Raw genomic sequence first — 22,562 nt, forward strand, 5'->3', positions numbered from 1 at the left:
GCGCGCGGTGGGGCGTCCGCCCCGGCCGCGCCCGGACGCTCACCGGGAGGGGGCCGCGGAGACCCTGTCGGCGAAGCGGGGGCCCAGCGCGCGCAGGAACGGTCCTCGCGGGGTGAGGTGGGCCGCGGCGGCGAGCAGTTCGTTGCGCCGGCCGTCGACGACGACGGGGCGGTCGGCGTCGAGGGTGTCGAAGAAGGTGGCGACCACCTGGTCGACGCTGCGCCGGCGCAGCCCCGCGCCCGCAGCCTCCCCGGCGACCTCGAAGAACCCGGTGTCGGTGACCGTCGGGGACAGGGCCGCGACCCGGACCCCGGTGCCGCGGGTCTCGGCCCACAGCGCCTGCGTCAGGGACAGGACGAACGCCTTGGACGCCGCGTAGGCGGCGAAGCCGGGGGCGGGCATGTAGGCGGCCATGCTGGCGATGTTGACCACCGCCCCACGACCCCGTTCCACCATGGCGGGCAGGAACCGGGCGGTGAGGTCGGTGAGCGTGACGCAGTTCAAGGTGATCATCGCGCTCAGCCGGGAGGGGTCCCCGGTGTCGGCCAGGCGGCCGCTGAGCCCGAAACCGGCGTTGTTGACCAGGACGTCGACCCGCCGCCCCGCCAGCGCCTCCTGCAGCCGGGTGCCGGCGTCGGGGGTGGACAGGTCGATCGGGACGGCGAGGGCGTCGCGGCCGTGCCGGGTGCGCAGGTCGGCGGCCAGGGCTTCGAGCGCGTCCTCGCTGCGGGCGGCGAGGACGACGTCGGCGCCGCGGGCGGCCAGGGCCCTGGCGATGCCGGCGCCGATGCCGCCGGAGGCGCCGGTGACCAGCGCGGTGGAACCGGTGACGTCCACGGGGGGCTCCTGTCGGGGTGGGTATGAGGCGTCTCATCGCGCCTTATTGGCACAGTGTGACACTTCGACTCGAGCTGTCAAGGTGCCGTGTGCTGAGATGACGTCGTGGAGCGACTCACCCCCCGCGAACGGCGCCAGGCCGCCACCCGGCGTTCGCTGGCCGAGCACGCCCTGCGGCTGTTCGACGAGCGCGGGTACGAGGGCACGACGGTCGCCGACATCGCCGACGCCGCGGACATGTCCACCCGCACCTTCTTCCGCCACGTCCGCGACAAGGGCGAGGCCGTGTTCGCCGCCGACGAGGACGTCTTCGCCGAGGTCGTCGAGGCGGCGAGCGCCGCCGGCACCGGCGTTCCCCCCCTGGCGCGGCTCCTGCAGGGGGTGCGCACGCTCGCCGCGTCGCTGGGTGAGGACGCCGAGGACAAGTGCGCCCGGGAACGCGTGCTGGAGGAGAACCCCGAGCTGCGCGCCCGGGAACTGGTGCAGCAGTTGCGGTGGCAGCAGCACGTCGAGGGGTTCCTGCGCGGGCAGGGCGTCGCGCACGACGAGGCGAGCCTGGCGGCGGGGCTGGTGCTGACGATCTGGCGGGAGTCCTACCGGCGCTGGATCGCCGCCGCGGCCGAGCCGGGGGCGCTGGGGGGGTTCCTCGACGCCGTCGTCGCCGAACTCCCCGGCCACCTCGGGGCACCGGGCGTCCCCGGACGCCCCGGTGCTGCACGCGGGGGCTGAAGCACCGTCGGCTCCTCGTCGCCGCCGCGCGGTGCTGCACGTCCCGCACAGGAAGCGTGCAGCACCGCGGGACCGCGCGGGGGGGGTCCGCCGCGCGGCGCCGAGGAGGTCCTCAGCCGGTCAGCGGACGGAGCGGTCCGCCTGCTCCAGCAGGGCCTGCAGGTCCTGCTGCGTGAGCCGCCGCGGCTCGGAGGGGTCGCCGTGCTCGGTGTAGGCGGGGGCGTAGGCGGGCTGGTCGCGCTGGAAGCGCCAGCTGTCGGCGAGGCTGCCGGTGTCGAAGGTGTCGTAGCCGATCGCGTCGATGAACTGCGCGACGGCCTCCTCGGCCGCCTCGTCGTCACCGGCGATCGTCAGCGTCGTGCGGTCCGGCGCACCGGCCGGGCGCTGCAGGACCCCGAGGTTCTCGGCGAAGATGTTGTTGAAGGCCTTCACGACGCGGGCGCCGGCGAAGTGCCGCTGCACCAGGCCGCTGGTGGTCAGCTCGTGGCTGTCGAGGGCGGCGATGTCGCCGTCCCGCTCCGGGTAGTAGTTGCAGGTGTCGATGACCACCTTGCCGGTCAGCAGGTCCGCGGGCAGTTCCTCGACGCGCCCCAGCGGGATCGTCACCACCACGAGGTCCCCGGCCGCGGCGGCCTCGGCCACGGTCGCCGCGCGCGCCTTCGGGCCGAGCCCGTCCACGAGCTCGGTGAGGGACTGGGGTCCGCGCGAGTTGGCGATGACGACGTCGTAGCCGGCGTCGACGGCCAGCCGGGACAGGACGCTGCCGATGTTGCCGCTGCCGATGATTCCGATCGTGCTCATGCCTGGTCCAAGGAGGCCCGGGTGGAGGGCATTCCCGCGACCGGCCGCGTCGCCGCCGTTCGGGTGAACGGCCCCCGCGGCCCGTCACGCGACGTGCTCACCACCCCCGCCCCAGCAGGTGCAGGGCCAGCACGGGCGCGAACAGCACGGCCTGCGGGACCACGACGAGCAGCACGCTGACGCGCACGTCCGCGCGCTGCCGGGCCGCGACCGCGCCCGCCGTGCAGACCGGCGCGCAGAGGGCGAGGACCGCCATCGCGACCAGGTGCCCGCGCGGTGCCGCTCCCGGGTCGAAGACGGACCAGGCCACCGCCTGCAGCAGGAGCGGGAGCGCCACGGTGATCAGCACGGCACCGCCGAGACCGGCGGCGAGCACGGACGCCCCGCGCGCCGGCGCCCCGGGCGCGGGGTGCTCCTCGTCCCCGGGTGCTGGGGCCGGCACGGGACCTCCAGGCGACGTGGACCGGTGTGGCCCGCTCAGCGTGCCACGGCGCGGCTGCGGCGCACCCGCCGGCCCGGACCCGCTCAGGCGCGCGCGGAGACGTCGACCATCCACTCGACGCCGAACCGGTCGGTGAAGGCGCCGTAGTGGTCGCCCCACACCTGCGCCTGCAGCGGGGTGCTGATGCGCCCGCCCTCCGCCAGGCCGGTGAAGAAGCCGCCCAGCTGCTCCAGGTCGTCGCCGAACAGGCACAGGGCCAGGTTGCCGCCCGCGGCCGGGGGCGCCCCGGTCCCGGCCACCGCGTCGGCGACCATCAGCGTGAAGCCCCAGGGGGTGTCGAGCTGGCCGTGCATGACGCCGTCGGGGTCGAGGCCCTCGGCGCCGCCGCCGAACTCCGCGAAGGTGGAGGTGCTCACCTCCCCGCCGAGCACCGAGCGGTAGAACGCCAGCGCCTCGCGGGCGGTGCCGGGCAGGGACGCGTAGGGGCTGAGACGGGGTGCCACGAGGACCTCCTGGGGTCGGGGCGGGTGGACCGCGCGGTCCGGCGGGATCCGGGCCGTCCCCCTGGTGACCCGCCGGCGCCACCGGACTCACCGGTGCGCGGGAGCGTGCAGTCCCTCCCGCGGCCCGGCGCGGGCGCAGCCCGGGTCCCGGGGCTGCATGACCCATACCGTGGCCACCACCGCGCCGCACGACGCTCGCCGGGAACGCCTCGTCGGCGGCGCCGGTCAGACCCGTTGCAGGCGCTCCCACGGTCGCGGGGGCACCTCGACGGTGACGGGGTCGCCGACGCGCACCAGGCCGCCGTCGAGGACGGTGCTCATGATGCCCGCCCTGCGCACCACCTCGCCGTCGGCGTCACGGGGGGTGAGCGCCTTGAGCAGGCCGGGCCGGAAGGCGTTGATCTGCGCGCACGGGTTGCGCAGCCCGGTGACCTCGAGCACGGCCCGCTCGCCCACGTGCAGCCGGGTGCCGCGGGGCAGGCCGAGCAGGTCCAGCCCGCGGGTGGTGATGTTCTCGCCCAGCTGCCCCGGACCGACCTGGAAACCCTGCTCGCTCAGCTCGTCGTGCAGTTCGCCGTGGATGAGGTGCACCTGGCGCAGGTTGGGCCGGGTGGGGTCGACGGCCACGCGGGAGCGGTGCTGCACCGTGGTCCCGGCGTGGGCGTCGTCCTCGACGCCGAGCCCGGCCAGCAGCGTGATGGCGTCGGTGGTCCCCTTGCTGAAGCGGTGCGCGCCGTCGCGGCTGACGGCGCTGACGTGCCCTGCCCGGATCTCGTTCACGGACCGATCCTGGCGCAGTCCGCTGCCGCGCGTCGCCGTCTCGGCCGACGACGACGGCGACGGCGACGGCGACGGCGACGGCGAGGTGAGCGTCACCGCCCCGTCCGTCCCTGCACGCGCTCAGCCGCCGGCGGACCACGCTCACCAGCGGCAGGCCGTCGCAGGTGACGGCCGACCCCACCCTGTCGTCGTGCCCGGGGTCGCGCTCACCGTCGTCGCGCGGGACCGGCGCCGCCGCTCAGCGTTCGAGGCCCTCCAGGTCCTGGAGCAGGCCCGGGTGCCGGGGTTCCCAGCCGAGCACCTGGCGGGTGCGGGTGCTGGAGGAGGGCTGGTCCGCGGCGAAGACCGGCCCGAACGGCCCGAAGGTCTCCTCGGGCACGGGCTGGACCGGCAGGTCCAGTCGCCGGCCGATGACGGTGGCGATGTCGCGCACCGCGTCGCCCTCGTCGGCGACGGCGTGCCAAGAGGTGCCTGCCGGTGCGGATTCCAGGACGAGGCGGAAGAGGGTGGCGGCGTCGAGGGCGTGCACGGCCGGCCAGCGCTGGGTGCCGTCGCCGGGGTAGCCGGCCACCCCGCTGCGGCGGGCGGCGTCGGTCAGCAGACCGGCGAACCCGCCCCGGCCGTGGTGGTGGACGGTGCGCGGCATGCGGACGGCTGCGGTGCGCACCCCCCGCGAGGCGAGGCCGAGGGTCGCCGTGACCGTGCGGCTGCGGCCGCCGACCGGTCCGTCGGTGGGCAGCGGGTCGGCTTCGGTGGAAGCGCGTCCCGCTGCCCGGGGCGTGCCCGAGACGGTGATCAGGGGCCGGTCGCTGCCCAGGAGCTCCTCGCCCAGGGCGTGCAGGGCGGCGCTCTCCTGCTCGATGGCGCGGGTGAGGGCGTCGGGGGCGGAGAAGTCGTGGTCGAAGGCCAGGTGCAGGACCCCCTCGCTGGCGGACGCTCCCGCGCGCAGGGCGTCCAGGTCGGCGAGGGATCCGCGCAGCGGCTCGGCCCCGGCCGCGCGCACCGCCTCGGCGGAGGCGTCGGAACGGGCCAGGGCCAGGACGGTGTGGCCGTGGGCGAGCAGCTCGGCGGTGACGGCGGAGCCGATGGTGCCGGTGCCGCCGGTGACGAAGACGCGCATGAGGACCCCCGGTGTTCGATCGATGACGGGACAAGAGTTCCGTCACTTAGGATGGACCGGTGGCACGATGGGAACCCGGAGCGCGCGAGCGGTTGGTGGTGGCTGCTGTCGACCTGTTCACCGAGCAGGGCTACGACGCGACGACGGTGACCCAGATCGCCGAGCGCGCCGGGGTCACCAAGAGCACGTTCTTCCGCCACTTCCCCGACAAGCGGGAACTGCTCGTGGCCGGGCAGGAGACGCTGAGCCGGCTGCTGGCCGACGGGATCGCCGCGGCTCCCGCCGGGGCCAGCCCCCTGGAGGCGGTTTCCGCCGGCCTGGAGCGCGCCTGCGACGCGATGGGTCCCGCCAACCGCGAGCTCGGTCCGCGCCTGAGGGCGGCCGTGGCCGCGAGCACCGAGCTGCAGGAGCGGGACGCGCTCAAGAGCGTCGGCCTGGCCGCGGCCATGGCCACGGCGCTGCTGGCCCGCGGCGTGCCCGAGAGCACCGCGCACCTGGCGGGGGAGGTGGGGGTCATGGCCTTCAAGCGCGGCTACTCCTCCTGGGTGGACGCCGACCCGGAACTCGCCGGAGCGCTGTGGGGGCGGGTCTCCTCCGCGTTCGAGGAGCTGCGGGCGGCCAGCGCCTCCCTGGGCTGAGGGGATCTCCCCACCGCCTGCGCGAGCGGTGGCCGGTGGTGCACGATCGCGTGGTGGCTGAGATCCCCGACGAGGTGCGTGCGCGGGTGCGCCACGAGCCGGACCGCTCCTACGCGGTGCTGGTGACCGGTCCCGACGGAGAGGTGCTGGTGGGTTCCACCCGGCGCACGGGCGAGGTCCACGCGCTGGCGCTGGACGGGGCCGCCGCCCTCTTCGGCGTGCCGGCGGCAGCGCTCCACGGCGGGCGCGTGCACCTGACGGTGCCGCAGCCGCCGTACGGGCGCGAAGGGCAGCGAGTGCGCATCACCTCGGTGCAGGACCCTGAGGACCCCGGTGAACGGGAACTGCTCGGCGCGGTGGGGCAGGCGCACTGGTTCGGCCACGAGGGCGCCTGGTTCGTCACCGTTCCCGGCTCGGGGACCGGCATCCACCCCGGTGAGGACCTCGACTTCGAGCCGGACGTCAGCGCGGAGGAGGCCGCCGCGCTGGAGGCCTACCTGGCCCGCTGGCGTGCTCCCTCGACCTGAGGCGGGCGGCACCCGGCCCGGGTGTGCGGTGGAGCGCTCACGCGCTCCCTCCGTACGCCGCCGGCACCACGTCGACCTGCGCGGCACCGGTCCGCACGACCTCGAGGACCGCCTCGGCCACCTTCTCGGGCGGGTCGAACCGCGCTCCGGAGGTCATCTCCAGCGCGGCCCTGGACGCGGCGCAGGGACCCGTGCCCGGGGCGGCGGCCAGCGTCGTGCCGGAGCTGACGTTGACGATGCTGCCGCCGCCGGTGGCGCGCAGCAGGGGTGCGGCCGCCTGCATCACCACCAGGGGTGCGAGCACGTTGAGCTCCAGGACCGCTCGGGCGTCGGCGATGTCGACCTCCTCGACGGTGGCCTGCAGGCCCTGACCGGCGTTGTTGACGACGACGTCCACCCGCCCGAAGACGTCCACCACCTGCTGCAGCGCGGCGCGGACCTGGTCGGCGTCGGTGACGTCGCGCCGCAGCGCGAGGGCTCTGCCCTCCGCCGCCCCAGTTCCTCGGCCAGGGCCGTGAGGCGGTCCTGGCGCCGGGCCAGCAGGGCGAGCCGGGCGCCGGCGCCTGCGCCCTCGTCCCGGAAGGGCGCCCGGTGCCCGCCGTCTCCTGCCACCATCGGGGGATGAGCCGGGAGGCGGTGCCCGAGGGCGCTTCGCGTCAGCGCCTCTTCGACGCGGTGGTCGGCTGGGGCCTGTTGCGCGGGGTGCTGTGCGGAGCGGCGTCGGGCGCGCTGCCGGGCGCGGCGGTGGCAGCGGCGGGCCTGCGCGCCGGCGGGGGTGAGCTGGGACTGGGCCTGGGGCTGGCCGCGATCGGGGCCGTGGCGGGAGCGGTGTGCGGAGCGCTGGCCGCGGCCGCTGCCTTCGCGGTGCTGGCGGCCGCCGAGCGCCGTGAGCGGCGCCGCGCCTGGAGCTGGAGCGTCGCGGCCGCTGCCGCGGCGGCGCTGGTCGCCGTGGTGGTCCTCGTCGTCGGCTGGTGGACCGCCCGTGGGGTGCTGCTGCCCGCCGTGGTCGTCGCACCCGGTGCCCTGGTCAGCGGCGCGCTGGCGTTGTGGCAGGTGCGCAGGTCGGTGCGCCCCCTGGGTTGAGCGCCGCAGGGGGTGCACCGCCCCCTCCGCGCGGGACCACCGGGACGAGACGGGTCCGCACCCGGGACCGGGGGCCCGCGGAGCCGCCGCCCACGGCACCCCGGCCCGGATCAGCGGGTGGCGACCAGGGACAGCCAGGAGGCGGTGTCGGTGCACGCCCGGCGCGCCTGCTCGTTATTCACCTCCGGCTGGACCGGCCCGTGGCCGGCCGAGCTCCAGGCGCGCCCGTGCTGCAGCGCGGTGTAGCGCACGCCCAGCCAGAAGCCGGGCTCCTGCACCTGCACGCCGTCCTCGTCGTCCTCGCTCGGGCGCGCGCGGTCGACGAGCACCTGGCTGACGTAGGCGCGCCCGTCGCCGTCGGTGCCCTCCAGCACCACCAGGTGCGAGCCGGCCTGCGAAGGGGTGGGCGGCAGCGCCACCGTGCACAGCTCGCGCGGTGCCTGCTGCGGGCCGGGGGCCTGCTGCGGGGTGTGCTCGATGGAGCCGGACGTGCCCGGGCAGCCGTCGTTCTCGGCGCACAGCTGCCGCATCGCCTCGGGGGTGCGCTGAGCGGCCAGGGCCGCGACGGGCGAGTCGGTGGTGCGGGTCGTGCCCTCCTACGCCTCGGGCAGCTCGTAGCGCGCCCGTCGCTGCCGGCCCCGAGCGAAACCCGTCTCGCACACCCAGTCCTACAGGCGGTCGGCCAGCCGGGCGGCGATCCGGGCCTCCCCGGCGGGCACGTCCACGTCCTCGCCGGGCTCACCGGGGACGGGAACCCACCAGGGCGACAGGAGGAGCTCCTCGTGCCGCTCGTCGGGGACGTCGATGCGCACCCAGACGTCGCCCTCGCGGCCGTCGACGCCCCAGTGCACGCTCAGGCCCTCGATCTCCTCCGGCTCCAGCACGCTCCTCACCACCGGCTCGACGACCCGTCGGCGCAGCGTGGCCAGCCGCTCGTCGTCGGCATCGGTGAGCGGTCCCGGGCGTGGTGCCCGCTGGCTCTCCAGGGGCCTGGTGCCGACCTCCGCTCGCCACCACGGGCTCGGGCCCGCGCCGCCGCGGGGGCGGTAGCGGCGGCGTTCCTCCACCGGCCCAGGATGCCCCACGGGCAGGCGCCCAGCAGGGCCTCCACCGTTCTGGCGGCACGTCCCGCCGCGACGGCCGCGTGTTGACGACCGCGCCCTGCGGCGGACGCGCGGAGCCGGCGCCGTGTCCGCGGGTTCGTCAGGGACCGACGATCTGCGCGAGGCCGTGGAACCAGCGCTGCAGGTACGGCGTCTGGCCGCGGCCGAGGGCGCGGTCGATGCCCTCGAGGACCATCTGCCGGCTCCAGTGCCCGCGCCGGATCAGCTGCGGGATGACGTGGTTGTCCAGCCGTCGGCTGCGCCAGGGGGTGGTCTCGTCGCGCTGCGCCAGCGAGGCGCCCTCGATGCCGTCCACGTCGAAGATCCTCGCGAAGGTGACCTCGATCAGGCAGGGCCGCTGCTCCAGGTAGCGCAGCAGGAGGGTGCCGGTGTGGGTGCGGGGCACGCTGGTGATGAGGTGCAGCACGGCCCCGCGCTGCGTCGGGGCGGGCACCAGGCCCTGGTGCGCCCAGTCGAACATCGCCTCCAGGCCGCGGATGCGGTCCCAGGCCTTGGGGTTGCGCAGGAAGCGGGCGGACCACTCCTCGACGAAGGCGTCGAGGTCGTCGGGGAAGAAGGCCCTGGGCAGGTCGACGGCGTCCGGCACGTCCAAGGGCCAGTACTTCACCGCCTGCGGCAGCGTGGAGCAGGCCAGGACCGCGGCGGCGGCCGCGGACCAGTGCCCGGACCGCAGCGGACCGGACCACTCCCGGTCGGGGGCGCGGGCGCTGTCGGGGTGGGCGGTGACGAGGCGCTCGTGAGCGCGCACCGCCGGGCGCAGGCGCCGGCGCTGTGCCGCGGGCATCGACAGCAGCACCTCGACGGTCTCGTCGCGGCGGCCCCGCCGCAGGGCCGACCACAGCGCGGGTGTCCCCGGAGCCTCGTCCACCCGGCGGACGTTACCGGGGACGCGAACCCCCCCGAGGGCCTCCCGGGAACCGCTGGCTGCGGGGGAGCGGGCGGGGAACCCGGCCTCCGGTGCTCTGGGGACCGGCGGTGCTCAGCAGGTCCTCGCGCAGGAGGGCGTTCGGCGGCCGCGGGGCGGTGGCCGGTCACGGGGGCCGGATCGACCCGGAGGCTTCGAGGAACGCCTCGGTCAGCGACGCGACCGCGCGTGCCCGTTCGAGCGGTGACGAGTCCTGAGAGCACGCCGAGGTGGACGTCGACGGCGTGGACCCGCGAGACACCGGCTGGGAGATCGATCGGCCGGTCTACCGCGTCTGCTTCTGGGGTCTGCCGGGGCCGCGCGTGGCCTCCTGACGACCGTGCTCAGCCACCACCGCTGTCCGGGGCGGCGTCGGCGTGGTCGCCGGTGTGCTGCTGCCGCCAGGCGCTCATGTTCTCCAGCGCTGCCGCCACCCTGCCCACGCGCAGCTCGGCGTCGATGGCGCCCTCGTTGAAGCGCTCGTTGCGCAGCAGACCGACGAGGTAGCGCACCGCGTCGGCCACCGGCGCCTGACGCATCGAGGCCGCGTCGGTGTACGTGCTGCGCCCGTGCCAGTGCACCCAGTCGTGCGGCAGCAGCACCCCCGAGCGGTTGAGCTGGGTGCGCAGCAGTTCGATCCCGGGGCTGTACTGGACGTAGGGGAGGTGACGCACGCCCGGCCGGGTCTCGTGCCCGCCCTTCCACTCGTTGCCCGCGGTGGACTCCGGCAGCGCGCGCAGGGACTGCTCGATCTCGCGCCACAGCTGCTCGGGCACCGCGGCCAGCACGGCCTCGTAGTCGGCGTCGCTGGGTTGCTGCACCGCGCCAGCGTAAGCGCCGACCGGGTGGGCGGGTCTGGACGTGTCCCGCGGACCACGCGGCCGGGCGGGGTCGTGTCGCGCCCTGCGGTCGTGACTCGACGTGCGCCTGCGGGCCTGCGCGCGGGCCGTGCAGCAGTGGTCCCCGGCGCGGGCGCGTCAGGCCCTGGCCGCGGCCGGCGCCGCTGGTTCCTCCCGGGTGGAGCAGGTGCGCGTGCTGCGCCGCGCGGGTGCCCGGCTGGGCCTGGCCGATGCGGTCTCGTCGATCTCGGCGCCCAGCTGGCCGGCGTGAGAGCGCCGGTGCCCTGAGCGGATCACCAGGTGGCGATGCCGACGGTGAGCGCGAAGGCGATCAACGCGCAGGGGAGCGCGAGCAGCCTGAGCGGCACGCGCAGGTCGCTGGTGAAGGTCCCGGCGGAGGGCAGGTCGGGGATGTAGGCGACCTCGCGGGTCTGCCCGGTCCCGGGGCGACCGGCGTACCAGGGCACGTGGTCGATCAGGGTGTGCTGCTGCCCGGCGCCGTCGCGGTAGGTGAAGGTGGCGGCGTACGTGACGGACGGCACGGGGGAGCCGCTGACGCTGAGCTGGACGGCGGTGACGCTCGCCGTGGTCCGCGCGCTGTACGCCCGGGCCACCTGCGGCATCGTGCGGCGGGCGTACAGGAGCCCGAGCACCAGCACCAGCGGCACGACGGTGAGGGTCAGGAAGGCCAGGACTCCGCTCACCGAGTGCAGCACGGGACGACCTCCCGATCGCGGCCCACCGGGTTCCGGACAGCAGCCGGCGGCGCGGTGCGCTCGTCCGGCTCCCGCCCCGGACGGTTCCTCGAGGCGGCACCCACGGCAGCAGTGTGCCTGTGCACCAGTGCACGGCACCGTCCTGCACCACCCGTTCGCCGCAGCCGCGTCGACCTCCGCGCAGCGGCCACCAGCCGAGCAGCGGCACGACGACCAGTGGCACGACGACCAGCGATCCAGGAACTCCCGCCCGGCCTGCGCCTGCGACCCCTCACCCTCTTCCCGGTGACCCCCGGAGCGGACGTCAGCAGCGGGTTCGGACGCTGTTTCCACGAGGGGGTCGTCGGCGAGGCGCCCGTCACCGACGAGCAGGCCCGTCGCCTGAGCGTCGGCGCTGCCGCGCCTGCCGGGTCTGCGCTGACCGCGGCTGCTCGTGCGGGCCTCAGGGCCACACGCCGCCGGCGGCGCGCAGGTGCAGGGCGACGTCCTGCGCACGCCGGTGCGTCGCGGCGACCTCCTCCAGCCAGGGCGTCCACGCCCCGGGGCTGTCCAGCGCCTTGCCGTTGGTCTGCACGGGCAGGGCGGGCAGGTGCGGGCCCAGCTGCTGCAGGTCGTCGGCGTTCCAGCCCTCGTCGAGCAGGCTCTGCACCACCCGCCGGTAGCGGCCGAAGTGCTCGCCGCCTCGGCCCTCGAAGCTCAGCAGGCTCTCGAGCCGAGCGCACAGCTCGGCCAGGGCGCGCAGCTGCTCGGTGCGCTGCCGCGCGCTGTAGCGCTCGTAGGTCACCGATGCAGGGTAGGGAGGTCGAGACAGCGCTCCGCCCGGGCGACGGGGTGCGCACCGGCGGCCCCGGGGCGCGGGGCGGTGCAGGTCCACCGCGCGGGTGCGCCCGTTCGGGTGGAACCGGCCCGTGCGCGGGGCTGGAACCCCGGTCGCGGTGCGCGAGGAGCGCGTCCCGGCCCCGGGCAGTCGGGCAGGATCGCAGCGTGCACCTCCTCGTCGACCGCGACAGCGTCCACGTGGGAGACGACGTCGAGGGCCACCAGCGCACCGTGGAGGTCCCCGACGACCTCACCGTCGAGGAACTGCTGCGCACGGTCACCCCGGACGTCTGCGTGAACAGCGGATCGACCGGGATCTGCTGCTGGAACGACGTGCCCTTCGCCGTGCACGCCTCGGCGTGGGGGGAGGGCAGGGTGTGGCAGGCGCGCTACCGCACCCTGGCCGACCTGCCGGCCGGGGAGGGTGCTGACGTGCGCACCCCGCGCCTGGTCCTCCGGTACTGGCAGCAGGTGGACCCCGACTGGCTCCCGGCGCAGCTGCGCGCCGGCCAACCCCTGAACCAGCGGGCGCTGCGGGCGCGGTGGGAGGCGGTCGCCGAGGAGCGCGCCGTGGCGGCGCTGCGCGCCCACGAGCCCTTCGTCGTCACGCACTTGCTGGACCCGGCCACCGTCCAGGTCCTGACCGCTCTGGGGGCCCGTGTCGACGTGCACACCGAGGACGTCTGCCGCCTGTTCATCGGGCAGGAGGTGTGGACGGTCCAGCGTTCCCGCCCGACGACCTGGGTCCGGACCCCCCACGGGGTGCGGGGCCACCTGCACGCCGACGAGGTCGTGGCGCCCTGGCTGGTGGCCCTGGTCGGCTCGACGCTCGTCGGCGGCTCAGCGCTGCCCGACCCCGTCGCCGGGATCGCAGTGGAGCACCGCCACGGCTGGGCGGCGGTGTGGCGAGCGGGGGACGAGGAGCCCGGACGGCGGGAGCTGGCCGAGTTCGGCCCGACCGACGCTGCGGACGTGGCGCTGTTCCGGCGCACGGTGGGGCGCACGGTCAAGGAGGTCGCAGCGGCCTACGGTGCGGGGGCGTACCCCGCGACGACGCTGGAGGTGCTCGTGGCGCGCGAGGCACAGGCAGCAGCGGCGGCGCGGGCGCAGCACGCCGGCCGGCGGCAGGCGCCCGCGTCCCGGCGCAGCTGGTGGACCCGGGTGCGCGGCGGGCGAGCACCACGTGGCTGAGGCCGACAGCACAGAGCCGGTGCCGGTGGGTCCGTCCGCTGGGGACCAGCACGTGCAGGCACCCGTGCCGGTGCGCTTCTCGCTCCTGGACGTCGTCGTCCTCACCGAGGGCGTCCCCGGTGCGGGAGTGCCTGCCGGCGCGGTGGGCACCGTCGTGCACGTCCCCGACCCCTCCTCCACGCACTGCGAGGTCGAGGTGGCCGACGACGGCGGCCGGACCCTGTGGTGGGGGCCGGTCGCCCACGCGGACCTCGCGCCGCACCGGCCGTGCGGGCCGGGAGGATCCTGACGCGGGCTGTGCGGGCTGTGCGGGCTGTGCGGGCTGTGCGGGCCTGCCGGAGGTCGTCGGGGGTTCGCGGCAGTGCGGACGCTGCCACGAGCGGACGCGCCCGCAGGGTGCCGGTACCGACACGGTGAACAGCGTGCCCGACGACACCGCCGAAGTCGGTTTCGACGTGGTGCTGCTCGTGCTGCCGGTGCACGCCGCGGTCACCGGCCTGGAGGTCTTCCACCTGCTGGGTCACGTGTACCTGCTGCGCGCGCTCGGGCAGCTGCTGTGGCCGCAGCGCACCGGCGGCGTCGGCTACGCCGCGGAGGTCACCTCGCTGCTGCTGCTGACCGCGCTGCTGCAGCAGTTCGCCGTCGTCCCGCTCAGCCGGGCCAGCGGTGCGCCGGTGCTGTTCCTCACGTACTGGGTGCTGCTGCCCTCGGTGGACCTGCTCGTGGCGCTCAGCGCCGCCGTCGTGGCCGTCGGCGCCCGCCGCGAGCCGCGCTGGTGGCTGCTGGCCGCAGGCACGGGCGTCTTCGCCGTCGGCGACGTCGCCTTCAGCGTCCTGAGCGTGCGGGGGGAGCCGCCGTTCGGCTCGGGGCTGGACGTGCTGTGGGTCGCGGGGATCGTCCTGTTCGCCGTGGCCGCCACGCGCCCGCGCCGGGCGCTGCCCCCAACGAATCCCTGGGGCGCGGCGCTGCACCCGTACGAGCCCGGCGACGGCCGCGACGCCGGGAGCGGCGCGGGCGAGGGGGGCGACCTGCTGCTGGCCGGCCAGCTGCGCCTGGCCCTGGGCCTGGAACCCGACGCCCCCGCCGGGGAGTGGGCCGCGTTGGGCCGGATGGGCTGCGACCTCGGCCAGGGCCACCTGCACGGCCCGCCGGTGCCGCCCGCGCAGTTCGAGCAGCGGGAGCGCCAGCGCTGCGCGCCCGCGCCGGCTGCGGCCGGTGACCCGCGCGCCGCGGCGGTGCCGGGCCGGCCACCTGCAGTCGGTTGACGGAAGCGCGCACGGCGTGCCCGCCGACAGCATGTCCACCGGACGAGCAGACGGAGGGCGGGGGAGCGGCGTGAGAAGGCGACCCGCCGAGGGGTTCGAGGAGTTCGTGGCGCCGCGTCCGGGCCGCCGACGACCCCGTCGCCCGCGTCAACCGCCTGCTCGTCGAGCGGAGCACCTCCTCCCGGCGCCGCGCTGCGGTGAACCCGTCGGTACCGGCCTCGTGAGCGCACCGGCCGGGGCCCGTCCGGCGGGTTCCGCCGCAGGGCGAGCGGCGGGTCGGTCGGTGCCCAGGACCCCGGCCGGGAAGGCGGTGCCCCGGCCGCGCGCCGCGGTCTCAGCGCTGCGCGGCGAAGTCCGCGGGCCGGAAGCGGCCGGAGGACAACCGCTCCTCGATCTGCTCCAGGCTGCGACCGGTCAGCTCCGGCATCCGCCGGTACAGGAAGACGAAGGCGATGACGTTGAAGGCCGCGTACAACCAGAAGGTCTGCCCGGTGCCGATCGTGTCGATGATGCTCAGCAGCGTGAGGGTGATGAGCAGGTTCGTGCCCCACAGCGAGGCCGACTGCGCCGCGGCGCCGGCGGAGCGCGTCGCCAGCGGGTAGATCTCCGAACCGGTGAGCCAGCCCATCAGCTGGATGCCGCCGGCGGTGAAGGCCATGAACGCCACCAGCGTGGCGACGATGAACGGCACCTGTTCCGGCCCGGCGTTGCCCGTCACGAAGAAGGTCCCCAGCACCACCAGCGACAGCGCGGCGCCGGGCAGGGTCAGCAGGGTCAGCCGCCGCCGGCCCACGCGGTCGATGACGGCCAGCCCGATGAGCTGGGTGAGCAGGTAGGTCGCGCCCAGGGCGACGGAGACGCGCAGCGCCGCGCTGTCGGAGAACCCGTTGTCGGTGAGGATCGTGGGGGAGTAGTAGACGATCATCTCGATGCCGGACAGCTGGGTGAAGATCGCCAGCCCGCACCCCACGACCAGCGCCGGCCGCACCCACGCCTCGCGCAGGCCCCGCCAGCCGCTGGTGCTCGCCTCGCCCTCGGCGTGGACCAGGGCGCCGATCTCGTCCAGCTCGCCCGCGACGTCGGCGCCGCGGGGGCGGACGCGCTCGAGCGCGCGGCGGGCGCGGTCCACCTGGTCGGCCTTGATGAGCCAGCGGGGGCTCTCGGGCAGGCGCAGCATCAGCAGCAGCATGAGCAGCGCCGGCACCGCGGCCGCACCGATCGCCACGCGCCAGTCGACCCGCTGGCTCGCACCGACGACGGTGGCGGTGAGGATGCCGACGCCGATGGCGATCTGGAAGCACAGCACCAGCCGTCCGCGGTACTTCGTCGGTGCCAGCTCGGCGACGTACACGGGCGCGGTCTGCGTCGCCCCGCCGACGGCGAAGCCGAGCACCAGGCGCGCCAGCGACAGCGTCACGGGGTCGGGCGCCAGCGAGGCGCCGGTCGTCCCCACGACGAACACCACCGCCACCACGAGCAGGGTGCCCCGGCGGCCGCGCCGCTCGCCGAGCCGGCTGCACACCAGCGCCCCGGTGACGGCACCGGCCAGGATCGAGGCGGCGATCACCTGCTCCCAGCCGTTGCCGATGTCGAAGTCGTCGCTGATCTGCAGCAGGGCGCCGGAGATGATGCCGGTGTCGTAGCCGTACAGCAGGCCCGAGATGGCCGACACCAGCGCGACGACCACCACGGCGCCGGTCAGGCCACCGCCGTCCCCCGGGCTCGCGGTGGAGGTGCGCTCGTGCTCGTGGGGCTCAGCCATCGGTTCTCCCGGCGTCGGCGCGGCCAGTGACGGTTCGTGATCGGACCGCGCTCAGGAAAGCACTCCCGGTGACGCGCCGCCCGCCGACGCGCTGCACCGGCCGGGTCGCCGGGGTGCCGCGGCTACGCGACCACGGTGGTGTCGCGGCCCTGGCGCTTGCCGCGGTAGAGCGCGGCGTCGGCGCGGGCCAGCACGGTGGAGGCGCTGGTCCCCGGGGTCCACGCCGCCAGGCCGATCGTCGCCGTCTGGGCGTGCGGGACGGCGGCGCGGATGCGCTCGGCGACGGCGCGCGCCTGGCTCACGGTGCGCCCGGGCAGGGCCAGGGCGAACTCCTCCCCGCCCCAGCGCGCCAGGGTGTCCCCCTCGCGCAGCTGCCGCTGGGCGGCGCTGGCGAACTCGCGCAGCAGGTCGTCGCCGGCCGGGTGCCCGTAGGCGTCGTTGTAGGCCTTGAAGTGGTCCAGGTCGATCAGGGCGAACGTCACCGGCCGCCCGCTGCCCTCGGCGTCGCTGACCTCGCGGGCCGCCACCTGGTTCCAGTACCGGCGGTTGCCCACGCCGGTCAGCGGGTCGCGCTCGGAGGCCCGGCGCAGCTGGGCCAGCAGCTCGGCGCGCTCGATGGTGTGGGCCGCCTGGCCGGCCAGGGTGTGCAGCACCGACGCCAGCGCCTCCTCCAGCGCCGGCACGCGCCGGCGCCAGACGACGCCCAGGACGCCGGTGCAGGCGCCCGCGCGCAGCAGGACCGGCTGCCACAACCCCGAGACGGTGCCGGACGCCTCCACCAGCGCGGGGTCGGCGTCCGGGTGCCCGGTGACGTCGGCGACGAACACCTGCCGGGCCCCGCGGAAGGCGCTCAGCGGCAGGGCCCGCCCGGCGGTCAGGTCCACGCTCAGCGCCGCGTGCTCGGCGAAGCCGACCGCGGCGGTGGCCACCAGGCGCCCGTGCCCGTCCGGGCCCCTCTCCGGCTGCATCAGGTAGGCGGCGTCGGCGCCGGCGAGGTCGCGCGCCGCGGCGCAGATGGCCTCGCGGGGGTCCTCGGCGCTGGCCACCGCGCGCGAGGCGCGCGCCAGGGCGGCCAGCTGCTCGGCGCGGCGCTGCTCGCGCGCCACCAGCGCCTGCGCCAGGGCGCGCTGCTCCTCCGCCTCGGCGCGCTGGTGCTCGGCGTCGACGGCCAGCTGCGCGTTCAGCGCGGCCTGCCGGTGCCGCTCGAACAGCGCCACCAGCACGCCGGCCAGGTCGCCCAGGCGCGCCAGCTGCCCGGCGCTGAGCCGCCGCGGCTCGCCGTCCAGGGCGCACAGGGTGCCCAGCACGTGACCGTCGGGGCTGATCAGGGGCACCGAGGTGTAGGAGCGGATGGAGCCCCGGCGCCCGTCGACCCACGGGTTGCCCGCGTACCGCGGCTCGCGGCTGGCGTCGGGCACGTGCACCGGCTCACCGGCGGTGAAGTGGGTCGCGCACAGCGACTCCCCGCGGGCGATGGTGCCGCGCGGGGCGCCGGCCGCGCCGATCGAGCACTGGGAGCGCTCGTCGATGAGGTTGACCACCGCGGTGGGCACGCCGGCGACGGCGGCCGCCACGCGGGCGACGGCGTCGATCTGCTCCTGGGTGCCGGGGTCGGTGCCCGGGGCGGTGCGGGGGCCGTCGCCGGGGGTGCCGCCGAGCAGGCGGTAGCGGTGCACGGCGGCCACGCGCTGCGCCTCGACCTCCCGCTCGAACCGGTCCACCTCCCGGGCATCGGCCACCGGCCCGCCGTCCTTGAACCCCGCCGTCCTCGAACGCCGCGGGGCGCCCGCGTCGGGGGAGGCGGCCCGGCGCGCGGCTCAAGGTGCGCGCGCGGTGCGCCGATGGGGGTGGGTGCCCACTCCTGGACCCCAGCACGCCGCCGGGCACGCCGCCGCGCCCACCGCGGCGGGGGCGGGCGGGGCGCTCGCCGCGCCGGGTGCGCTGGTGCCCCCCGTGCACGACCGGCGCTGGCGCAGCGCGCTGCACGCGGTGCTGCACGACCCGGGCCTGCTGAGCCTGCACACCCAGCCCATCGTGGAGCTGACCAGCGGCGCGGTGGCCGGCTACGAGGCCCTGTCCCGCTTCCGCGACGTGGGGCTGACCGCCGGACCGGACCGCTGGTTCGCCGCCGCCGAGCACTGGGGCGTGAACCCGCAGCTGCAGTCGCGGGTCCTGGCCGGCGCGGTGGCCATGCGGGCGGTGCTGCCGGCGGACACCTTCCTCACCGTCAACGTCGAGCCGCACCTGCTCACCGACGAGCGGGTGCACGGCGCCCTGCTGGAGCACGGCGACCTGACGCGCCTGGTGGTCGAGCTGACCGAGCACTCGCGCGCGCAGGACCCCGCCCGGCTGCACGAGGTGCTCGAGCAGCTGCGCCGGCGCGGAGCGCTGATCGCCATGGACGACGCCGGCACCGGTTACGCCGGCCTCAGCCAGCTGCTGAGCCTGCGCCCGCACGTCGTCAAGCTGGACCGCGAGCTGATCTCCGGCATCGACACCGACCCGGTCAAGCGGGCCCTGGTGGAGGTCATCGGGGACCTGGTGGGCCGCATGGACGGCTGGGTGCTGGCCGAGGGCGTGGAGACCCTGGCCGAGCTAGACGCCGTGGTCGCCCTGGGGGTGGCGCTGGGGCAGGGCTACGCCCTGGCGCGCCCGGGCCCGGTGATGCTGCCCGAGCTCGACGAGGAGCTGGTGCGCCGCGTCCAGCGCGGCGCCGCGCGCGCCGCCCTCGACGAGCACGTCCTGTCCCTGGTGCGCACCGCGCGGGTGGGCACCGACCCGGCGACCTGCGAGGTCCTGCTCGGCGCCGACGGGCGCGCGCGGGCGGTGCGCTGGGGCGGCAGCGGACCGGACGACCCGGTGCGCTGGTCCCCGGCGCTGCTGGTGGCCCCCTCCGCCCCGCTGCCCGAGGTGGCCCGCCGCGCGGCCACCCGCCACGCCGCGGACGTGACCGCGCCGCTGGTGTGCACCGACGGGCAGGGCGTCGTCGTCGGGGTGGTCACGCACGCGGACCTCCTGCTGGCCCTGGCCCGCGCCCGGTGAGGACCCGGTGAGGGCCCGGTGGGGCCCGTGGGGGTCCGCACCGGGTGCTGAGCCGCCCGGGGGAGACCCCGTCAAGGTGGTCGCCCGACGACCCGATGCCCGGTGCGACGCACCGGCGAGCAGCCGTGCGCGCACTCCCGAGGAGGCGACGATGAAGAAGTTCCGCTGCGGCGACGTGGTGCCCGGCTGCACGAGGGCCTTCACCGGCTCCGTCGACGAGATCCTGCTGGCCGTGGCCGCCCACGCCCGCGCCGACCACGGGCTGGCCGAGGTACCCGAGCCGCTGCTCGCGCAGGTGCGCGGCGCCGTGGTGGACGCCTGAGGGTTCCGCTGCGCCACCGCCCGGGACGGGTGCTGGGCCGAGGACCAGCGGGTACCGCGCACCCCGCCCGCGGGGCGCGCGCGGGGCCGGGCGCGCCCCGCCGCCGTGGTTGCGCCGAGCACCTTCCCGTGGGACGGTCACCTGCCGAGGGGTCAGGTCGCCGGTGCGCAGCGCAGCTCACCACCCGGCCCCCGGGAGGAGAGCAGACGTGAGCACCCACCCGCTGCGTCGCACCCGCGCACCGCGCCTGGCGGCGCGCACCGCGGTGGCCACGGCGCTGGTCGCCGGGCTCGTGAGCACCGGCGCGGTCACCGCCGTCGGGCAACCCGCCCCCGCTCCACCCGCTCCCGCGGCACCCGCGCCCGCTCCGAGCGCGCCCGCTCCGAGCGCGCCCGAGCCGGCGGCGGCCGCCGCGAGCGCGCCGGTCCCGCGGGTCACCGGCCCGCTGCCGGTCACCGCCACCAGCCACCCCTTCGGCGCCGCCGACCGCACCCAGGAACCCCAGGACCTGTCGAGGTCCGGGTACGTCGAGGAGGAGTTCCTCGCCAGCGGCACGTCGAACGTGTACAGCTGGCCCACCGACGGCCCCGCCGTGGTGCGCACCGCCGACGCGCCCTACACCACGCGCGTGCTCGTGCGCCGTCCCGCCTCGGCGCAGCGCTTCAGCGGCAACGTCGTCGTGGAGATGCTCAACCCCTCCAACCTGTTCGACCTCAACATCGGCTGGGCGGTGGCGCACCGGCAGATCGTCGAGAACGGCGACGCGTGGGTCGGCATCACCGCCAAGCCCGTCGCCGTGGACGCGCTGAAGAACTTCGACGCCGAGCGCTACGCCGCCCTCTCCTTCGCCAACCCCCTGCCGCTGGACGACCCCGCGAACTGCTCGACGGTGGACTCCGACGCGGACCCCGCCACCCCGCCCGCCGCCCTGCCCGCGGACACCTCCCGCTCCAGCGAGAACGGCCTGGTCTGGGACGTCTACACCCAGGTCGGCAACTGGCTGCGCGGGGACGGGGCGGGCAACCCGCTCACCTACGGCGGCGAGCGCACCCGCGTCGAGCACGCCTACGGGTTCGGGTACTCCCAGACCGGCGGGTACCTCGTCAACTACGTGAAGGCCGTGCACCCGCTCGTCGTGCAGGAGCAGGGGCGGCCCACCTACGACGCCTACCTCGTCGGCGTGGCCGGGGGGGCGTTCGCCGGCGCCTACCCCATGAACCAGTGCGAGGCCGCACCCCCCGCCGGGGACCCGCGCCGGCAGCTCTACGGCATCGGCGTGCCCGTCATCCAGATGATGTCGCAGTCGGACTACCTGCGCGGCATCGGCTCGCGCCGCCCGGACAGCGACCAGGAGGGCGACGAGTTCCGCCACTACGAGATGGCCGGCGCCGGCCACGCCACCCCCGACGAGCTCGCCTTCTCCGCCTCCGCGGTGGACATCGTCGCCGCCGGGCGCGAGGTGCCCCCGGCCTCCTGCGACCAGGGCCCGCGCAGCCGCTTCCCCAGCTCCATCTTCTTCGACGCCGCGCTGCGCAACCTGGACCGCTGGGTGCGCGACGACGTCGCACCCCCGCGCGCCGACCCCATCGCGGTCCGCTACGGCCAGCCCGTCCTGGACCGCTTCGGCAACGTGCGGGGCGGGTTGCGCTCGCCGTACCTCGACGTCCCGCGCAGCACCTGGTACGGCACGGCCACCGGCGCCTCGTTCTGCTTCATCGCCGGTTACGAGGTGCCCTTCGACGACGCCGTCCTGGACCGCCTGTACCCCACGCGCGGGGAGTACGTGCGCCGGGTGCGCGAGAACGTCCGCGGTCTGCAGCGCGCCGGTTTCCTCACCGCCTCCGACGCCCGGCGCCTGGTGCGCGAGGCCCGGCAGGTCGGGCGCGGCTGAACCGCCGCCGAGCCGGGTCGCTCCACCGACCCGGCTCGGCCCCGGCGCGACGGGTGAGCCCTCCGCCGGGCGGGCGGTGCCGTCGGGCACCCGGTCATGGCGATGATCGGTGCCGTGAGCGGTGCGGACCGGGATCGGCCGGCGGAGCAGTCCTCCAGCGGTGCGGCGCGCCCGGGAGCACCGCGGCGGCGTGGCGCTGCCGGTGGGGTGCTGGCCGCGGTCAAGGAGACCGTGCTGGTCGTGGTGGTGGCGCTGGTGGTCTCCCTGGTGGTCAAGACGTTCCTGCTGCAGGCGTTCTCCATCCCCTCGCGCTCCATGGAGCAGACCCTGGACGTCGGCGACCGGGTGGTGGTCAGCAAGCTGACCCCGGGCCCCTTCGAGCTGCACCGCGGTGACGTGGTCGTCTTCGTCGACCCCGGCGGCTGGCTGCCGCCGACGGTCCGCGTCGAGCGCGGGCCGGTGGGTGCTGCGGTGACCGGGGCGCTGACGTTCGTGGGGCTGCTGCCGGATGACTCCGGCGAGCACCTCATCAAGCGGGTGGTCGGCCTGCCCGGTGACCGCGTGGCCTGCGACGGGCGGGGCCCGGTCACCGTCAACGGCGTTCCGGTCGACGAGGCCGAGTACCTGGCGGCGGGGGTGGCGCCCAGCGGGGAGGCCTTCGACGTGACCGTGCCGGCGGGGCGGTTGTGGGTGATGGGGGACAACCGCGCGAACTCCGCGGACTCGCGCGCGCACCCCGACGCCCCGTACGGCGGGTTCGTCCCGGTGGAGCTGGTGGTGGGGCGCGCGCACGCGGTGGTGTGGCCGGTGGGGCACTGGGCGTGGCTGGGCACCCCGGCCGCCTTCGACGCCGTCCGCAGCTGACGGCCTCGAGCACGTCGAGGGGGTCGCTCAGCGACGGCGTCGAGCGCGCGGGCGAGCCTGCCGTCGCGGTCCCGCGCCACGGCGCTGGACCGGGGGCGAGCGAGCGGCGGACCCGGCACGCGTGAACGCCCGGTGCTTGTGCGCAGGACCGGGAAGTGCTGAGGTGTCACCGGTAGTGATGACGACGTCACTCGAGCTTCGCGTCCTGGAGGCCCACCGTGCCTGGTACCCCGTCCCGCCGCGCCGTGATGACGACGCTCGCCGCCGGCTCGGCCACCGTCCTCACCCCCGGGACGGCCTGGGGGCTGGGGGGGCGGCGGCCCGGCGGCGGGGGGGCCCCCGTCGGTCCGGACTGGGTAGGCG

The 22,562-nt window shown here is 76.3% G+C and carries 27 protein-coding genes; 12 read left to right on the plus strand and 15 right to left on the minus strand.

Features of this window, described 5'->3' with window-relative positions:
• Positions 1-39 precede the first annotated feature (39 nt).
• Complete coding sequence (locus ACRYR7_RS07250) at positions 40-837, minus strand: SDR family NAD(P)-dependent oxidoreductase (protein WP_432571405.1); 798 nt, start codon at positions 835-837, stop codon at positions 40-42.
• A gap of 105 nt (positions 838-942) precedes the next feature.
• Between ACRYR7_RS07250 and ACRYR7_RS07255 the strand changes: the two genes are divergently transcribed.
• On the plus strand, positions 943-1,566 hold the full coding sequence (locus ACRYR7_RS07255) for a TetR/AcrR family transcriptional regulator (protein ID WP_432571406.1): 624 nt from the start codon (positions 943-945) through the stop codon (positions 1,564-1,566).
• Positions 1,567-1,686: 120 nt separating this feature from the next.
• Here the strand turns inward: ACRYR7_RS07255 and ACRYR7_RS07260 are convergent, their stop codons facing one another.
• The 5 genes from ACRYR7_RS07260 to ACRYR7_RS07280 form a co-directional block, all read right to left on the minus strand.
• Positions 1,687-2,367: an NADPH-dependent F420 reductase gene (locus tag ACRYR7_RS07260; RefSeq protein ID WP_432571407.1), complete on the minus strand. Its 681-nt coding sequence runs from the start codon at positions 2,365-2,367 to the stop codon at positions 1,687-1,689.
• A gap of 97 nt (positions 2,368-2,464) precedes the next feature.
• Positions 2,465-2,809, minus strand: a complete 345-nt coding sequence (locus ACRYR7_RS07265; RefSeq protein WP_432571408.1) for a hypothetical protein — start codon at positions 2,807-2,809, stop codon at positions 2,465-2,467.
• Positions 2,810-2,892: 83 nt separating this feature from the next.
• Positions 2,893-3,312 (minus strand): VOC family protein, encoded by a 420-nt coding sequence (locus ACRYR7_RS07270; RefSeq protein ID WP_432571409.1) that lies wholly within the window; start codon positions 3,310-3,312, stop codon positions 2,893-2,895.
• A 225-nt stretch (positions 3,313-3,537) separates the two neighbouring features.
• Positions 3,538-4,083 (minus strand): MOSC domain-containing protein, encoded by a 546-nt coding sequence (locus ACRYR7_RS07275; protein WP_432571431.1) that lies wholly within the window; start codon positions 4,081-4,083, stop codon positions 3,538-3,540.
• A 247-nt stretch (positions 4,084-4,330) separates the two neighbouring features.
• Positions 4,331-5,212, minus strand: coding sequence for an SDR family oxidoreductase (locus tag ACRYR7_RS07280; RefSeq protein ID WP_432571410.1), 882 nt, complete (start codon positions 5,210-5,212; stop codon positions 4,331-4,333).
• Between the two features lie 59 nt (positions 5,213-5,271).
• On the opposite strand from ACRYR7_RS07280, the gene ACRYR7_RS07285 reads away from it, so the two are divergent.
• A complete protein-coding gene (locus ACRYR7_RS07285; RefSeq protein ID WP_432571411.1) occupies positions 5,272-5,850 on the plus strand; it encodes a TetR/AcrR family transcriptional regulator in 579 nt (192 codons plus the stop codon).
• 53 nt (positions 5,851-5,903) lie between these two features.
• The gene (locus ACRYR7_RS07290) at positions 5,904-6,377 is read left to right on the plus strand and encodes a hypothetical protein (protein WP_432571412.1); all 474 of its coding nucleotides are present in this window, start codon (positions 5,904-5,906) and stop codon (positions 6,375-6,377) included.
• Between the two features lie 37 nt (positions 6,378-6,414).
• Here the strand turns inward: ACRYR7_RS07290 and ACRYR7_RS07295 are convergent, their stop codons facing one another.
• Positions 6,415-6,846: an SDR family NAD(P)-dependent oxidoreductase gene (locus ACRYR7_RS07295; RefSeq protein ID WP_432571432.1), complete on the minus strand. Its 432-nt coding sequence runs from the start codon at positions 6,844-6,846 to the stop codon at positions 6,415-6,417.
• A gap of 152 nt (positions 6,847-6,998) precedes the next feature.
• Here ACRYR7_RS07295 and ACRYR7_RS07300 point away from each other — a divergent pair, with 152 nt between their 5' ends.
• The gene (locus ACRYR7_RS07300; RefSeq protein ID WP_432571413.1) at positions 6,999-7,460 is read left to right on the plus strand and encodes a hypothetical protein; all 462 of its coding nucleotides are present in this window, start codon (positions 6,999-7,001) and stop codon (positions 7,458-7,460) included.
• A 110-nt stretch (positions 7,461-7,570) separates the two neighbouring features.
• Here ACRYR7_RS07300 and ACRYR7_RS07305 read toward each other — a convergent pair whose 3' ends face one another.
• The 4 genes from ACRYR7_RS07305 to ACRYR7_RS07320 all read right to left on the minus strand — a co-directional run bounded on the left by ACRYR7_RS07305 (position 7,571) and on the right by ACRYR7_RS07320 (position 10,309).
• Positions 7,571-7,990, minus strand: a complete 420-nt coding sequence (locus ACRYR7_RS07305) for a hypothetical protein (protein WP_432571414.1) — start codon at positions 7,988-7,990, stop codon at positions 7,571-7,573.
• Positions 7,991-8,128: 138 nt separating this feature from the next.
• Positions 8,129-8,527 (minus strand): hypothetical protein, encoded by a 399-nt coding sequence (locus ACRYR7_RS07310; RefSeq protein ID WP_432571415.1) that lies wholly within the window; start codon positions 8,525-8,527, stop codon positions 8,129-8,131.
• A gap of 136 nt (positions 8,528-8,663) precedes the next feature.
• A complete protein-coding gene (locus ACRYR7_RS07315) occupies positions 8,664-9,452 on the minus strand; it encodes a hypothetical protein (RefSeq protein WP_432571416.1) in 789 nt (262 codons plus the stop codon).
• A 380-nt stretch (positions 9,453-9,832) separates the two neighbouring features.
• Positions 9,833-10,309, minus strand: a complete 477-nt coding sequence (locus tag ACRYR7_RS07320) for a DUF6508 domain-containing protein (RefSeq protein WP_432571417.1) — start codon at positions 10,307-10,309, stop codon at positions 9,833-9,835.
• A 100-nt stretch (positions 10,310-10,409) separates the two neighbouring features.
• Here ACRYR7_RS07320 and ACRYR7_RS07325 point away from each other — a divergent pair, with 100 nt between their 5' ends.
• Positions 10,410-10,598: a hypothetical protein gene (locus tag ACRYR7_RS07325; protein ID WP_432571418.1), complete on the plus strand. Its 189-nt coding sequence runs from the start codon at positions 10,410-10,412 to the stop codon at positions 10,596-10,598.
• Positions 10,599-10,620: 22 nt separating this feature from the next.
• Here ACRYR7_RS07325 and ACRYR7_RS07330 read toward each other — a convergent pair whose 3' ends face one another.
• Both ACRYR7_RS07330 and ACRYR7_RS07335 read right to left on the minus strand, forming a co-directional pair.
• Positions 10,621-11,043, minus strand: a complete 423-nt coding sequence (locus ACRYR7_RS07330; RefSeq protein ID WP_432571419.1) for a hypothetical protein — start codon at positions 11,041-11,043, stop codon at positions 10,621-10,623.
• Positions 11,044-11,485: 442 nt separating this feature from the next.
• Positions 11,486-11,827, minus strand: a complete 342-nt coding sequence (locus ACRYR7_RS07335) for a hypothetical protein (RefSeq protein ID WP_432571420.1) — start codon at positions 11,825-11,827, stop codon at positions 11,486-11,488.
• 200 nt (positions 11,828-12,027) lie between these two features.
• Here ACRYR7_RS07335 and ACRYR7_RS07340 point away from each other — a divergent pair, with 200 nt between their 5' ends.
• The 3 genes from ACRYR7_RS07340 to ACRYR7_RS07350 all read left to right on the plus strand — a co-directional run bounded on the left by ACRYR7_RS07340 (position 12,028) and on the right by ACRYR7_RS07350 (position 14,318).
• A complete protein-coding gene (locus tag ACRYR7_RS07340) occupies positions 12,028-13,053 on the plus strand; it encodes a hypothetical protein (protein WP_432571421.1) in 1,026 nt (341 codons plus the stop codon).
• 52 nt (positions 13,054-13,105) lie between these two features.
• A complete protein-coding gene (locus tag ACRYR7_RS07345; RefSeq protein ID WP_432571422.1) occupies positions 13,106-13,342 on the plus strand; it encodes a DUF4926 domain-containing protein in 237 nt (78 codons plus the stop codon).
• Between the two features lie 133 nt (positions 13,343-13,475).
• On the plus strand, positions 13,476-14,318 hold the full coding sequence (locus ACRYR7_RS07350) for a hypothetical protein (RefSeq protein ID WP_432571423.1): 843 nt from the start codon (positions 13,476-13,478) through the stop codon (positions 14,316-14,318).
• A gap of 334 nt (positions 14,319-14,652) precedes the next feature.
• On the opposite strand, the gene ACRYR7_RS07355 is transcribed toward ACRYR7_RS07350, so the two are convergent.
• Positions 14,653-16,080: a sugar porter family MFS transporter gene (locus tag ACRYR7_RS07355; protein WP_432571424.1), complete on the minus strand. Its 1,428-nt coding sequence runs from the start codon at positions 16,078-16,080 to the stop codon at positions 14,653-14,655.
• Positions 16,081-16,202: 122 nt separating this feature from the next.
• Entirely contained in the window at positions 16,203-17,819 is a 1,617-nt protein-coding gene (locus ACRYR7_RS07360; protein WP_432571425.1) for a diguanylate cyclase domain-containing protein, read from the minus strand.
• Positions 17,820-17,913: 94 nt separating this feature from the next.
• Here ACRYR7_RS07360 and ACRYR7_RS07365 point away from each other — a divergent pair, with 94 nt between their 5' ends.
• From ACRYR7_RS07365 to lepB, 4 genes are all read left to right on the plus strand, one after another.
• Complete coding sequence (locus ACRYR7_RS07365) at positions 17,914-19,122, plus strand: EAL domain-containing protein (RefSeq protein ID WP_432571426.1); 1,209 nt, start codon at positions 17,914-17,916, stop codon at positions 19,120-19,122.
• 151 nt (positions 19,123-19,273) lie between these two features.
• Complete coding sequence (locus ACRYR7_RS07370) at positions 19,274-19,444, plus strand: DUF1059 domain-containing protein (protein WP_432571427.1); 171 nt, start codon at positions 19,274-19,276, stop codon at positions 19,442-19,444.
• A gap of 208 nt (positions 19,445-19,652) precedes the next feature.
• Entirely contained in the window at positions 19,653-21,335 is a 1,683-nt protein-coding gene (locus ACRYR7_RS07375; protein ID WP_432571428.1) for an alpha/beta hydrolase domain-containing protein, read from the plus strand.
• Between the two features lie 114 nt (positions 21,336-21,449).
• Entirely contained in the window at positions 21,450-22,199 is a 750-nt protein-coding gene (lepB, locus tag ACRYR7_RS07380; protein WP_432571429.1) for a signal peptidase I, read from the plus strand.
• The last annotated feature ends 363 nt before the right edge of the window (positions 22,200-22,562 follow it).

The organism is Kineococcus gurbantunggutensis (genome assembly GCF_050871925.1).
Classification (GTDB): Bacteria; Actinomycetota; Actinomycetes; order Actinomycetales; family Kineococcaceae; genus Kineococcus.

What these genes read in the sequence shown, in the direction of transcription:
- ACRYR7_RS07260 (WP_432571407.1), bottom strand. Translation starts at nt 2,367, where the DNA reads ATGAGCACGATCGGAATCATCGGCAGCGGCAACATCGGCAGCGTCCTG.
- ACRYR7_RS07280 (WP_432571410.1), bottom strand. Translation starts at nt 5,212, where the DNA reads ATGCGCGTCTTCGTCACCGGCGGCACCGGCACCATCGGCTCCGCCGTC.
- ACRYR7_RS07300 (WP_432571413.1), top strand. Translation starts at nt 6,999, where the DNA reads ATGAGCCGGGAGGCGGTGCCCGAGGGCGCTTCGCGTCAGCGCCTCTTC.
- ACRYR7_RS07305 (WP_432571414.1), bottom strand. Translation starts at nt 7,990, where the DNA reads ATGCGGCAGCTGTGCGCCGAGAACGACGGCTGCCCGGGCACGTCCGGC.
- ACRYR7_RS07355 (WP_432571424.1), bottom strand. Translation starts at nt 16,080, where the DNA reads ATGGCTGAGCCCCACGAGCACGAGCGCACCTCCACCGCGAGCCCGGGG.
- ACRYR7_RS07370 (WP_432571427.1), top strand. Translation starts at nt 19,274, where the DNA reads ATGAAGAAGTTCCGCTGCGGCGACGTGGTGCCCGGCTGCACGAGGGCC.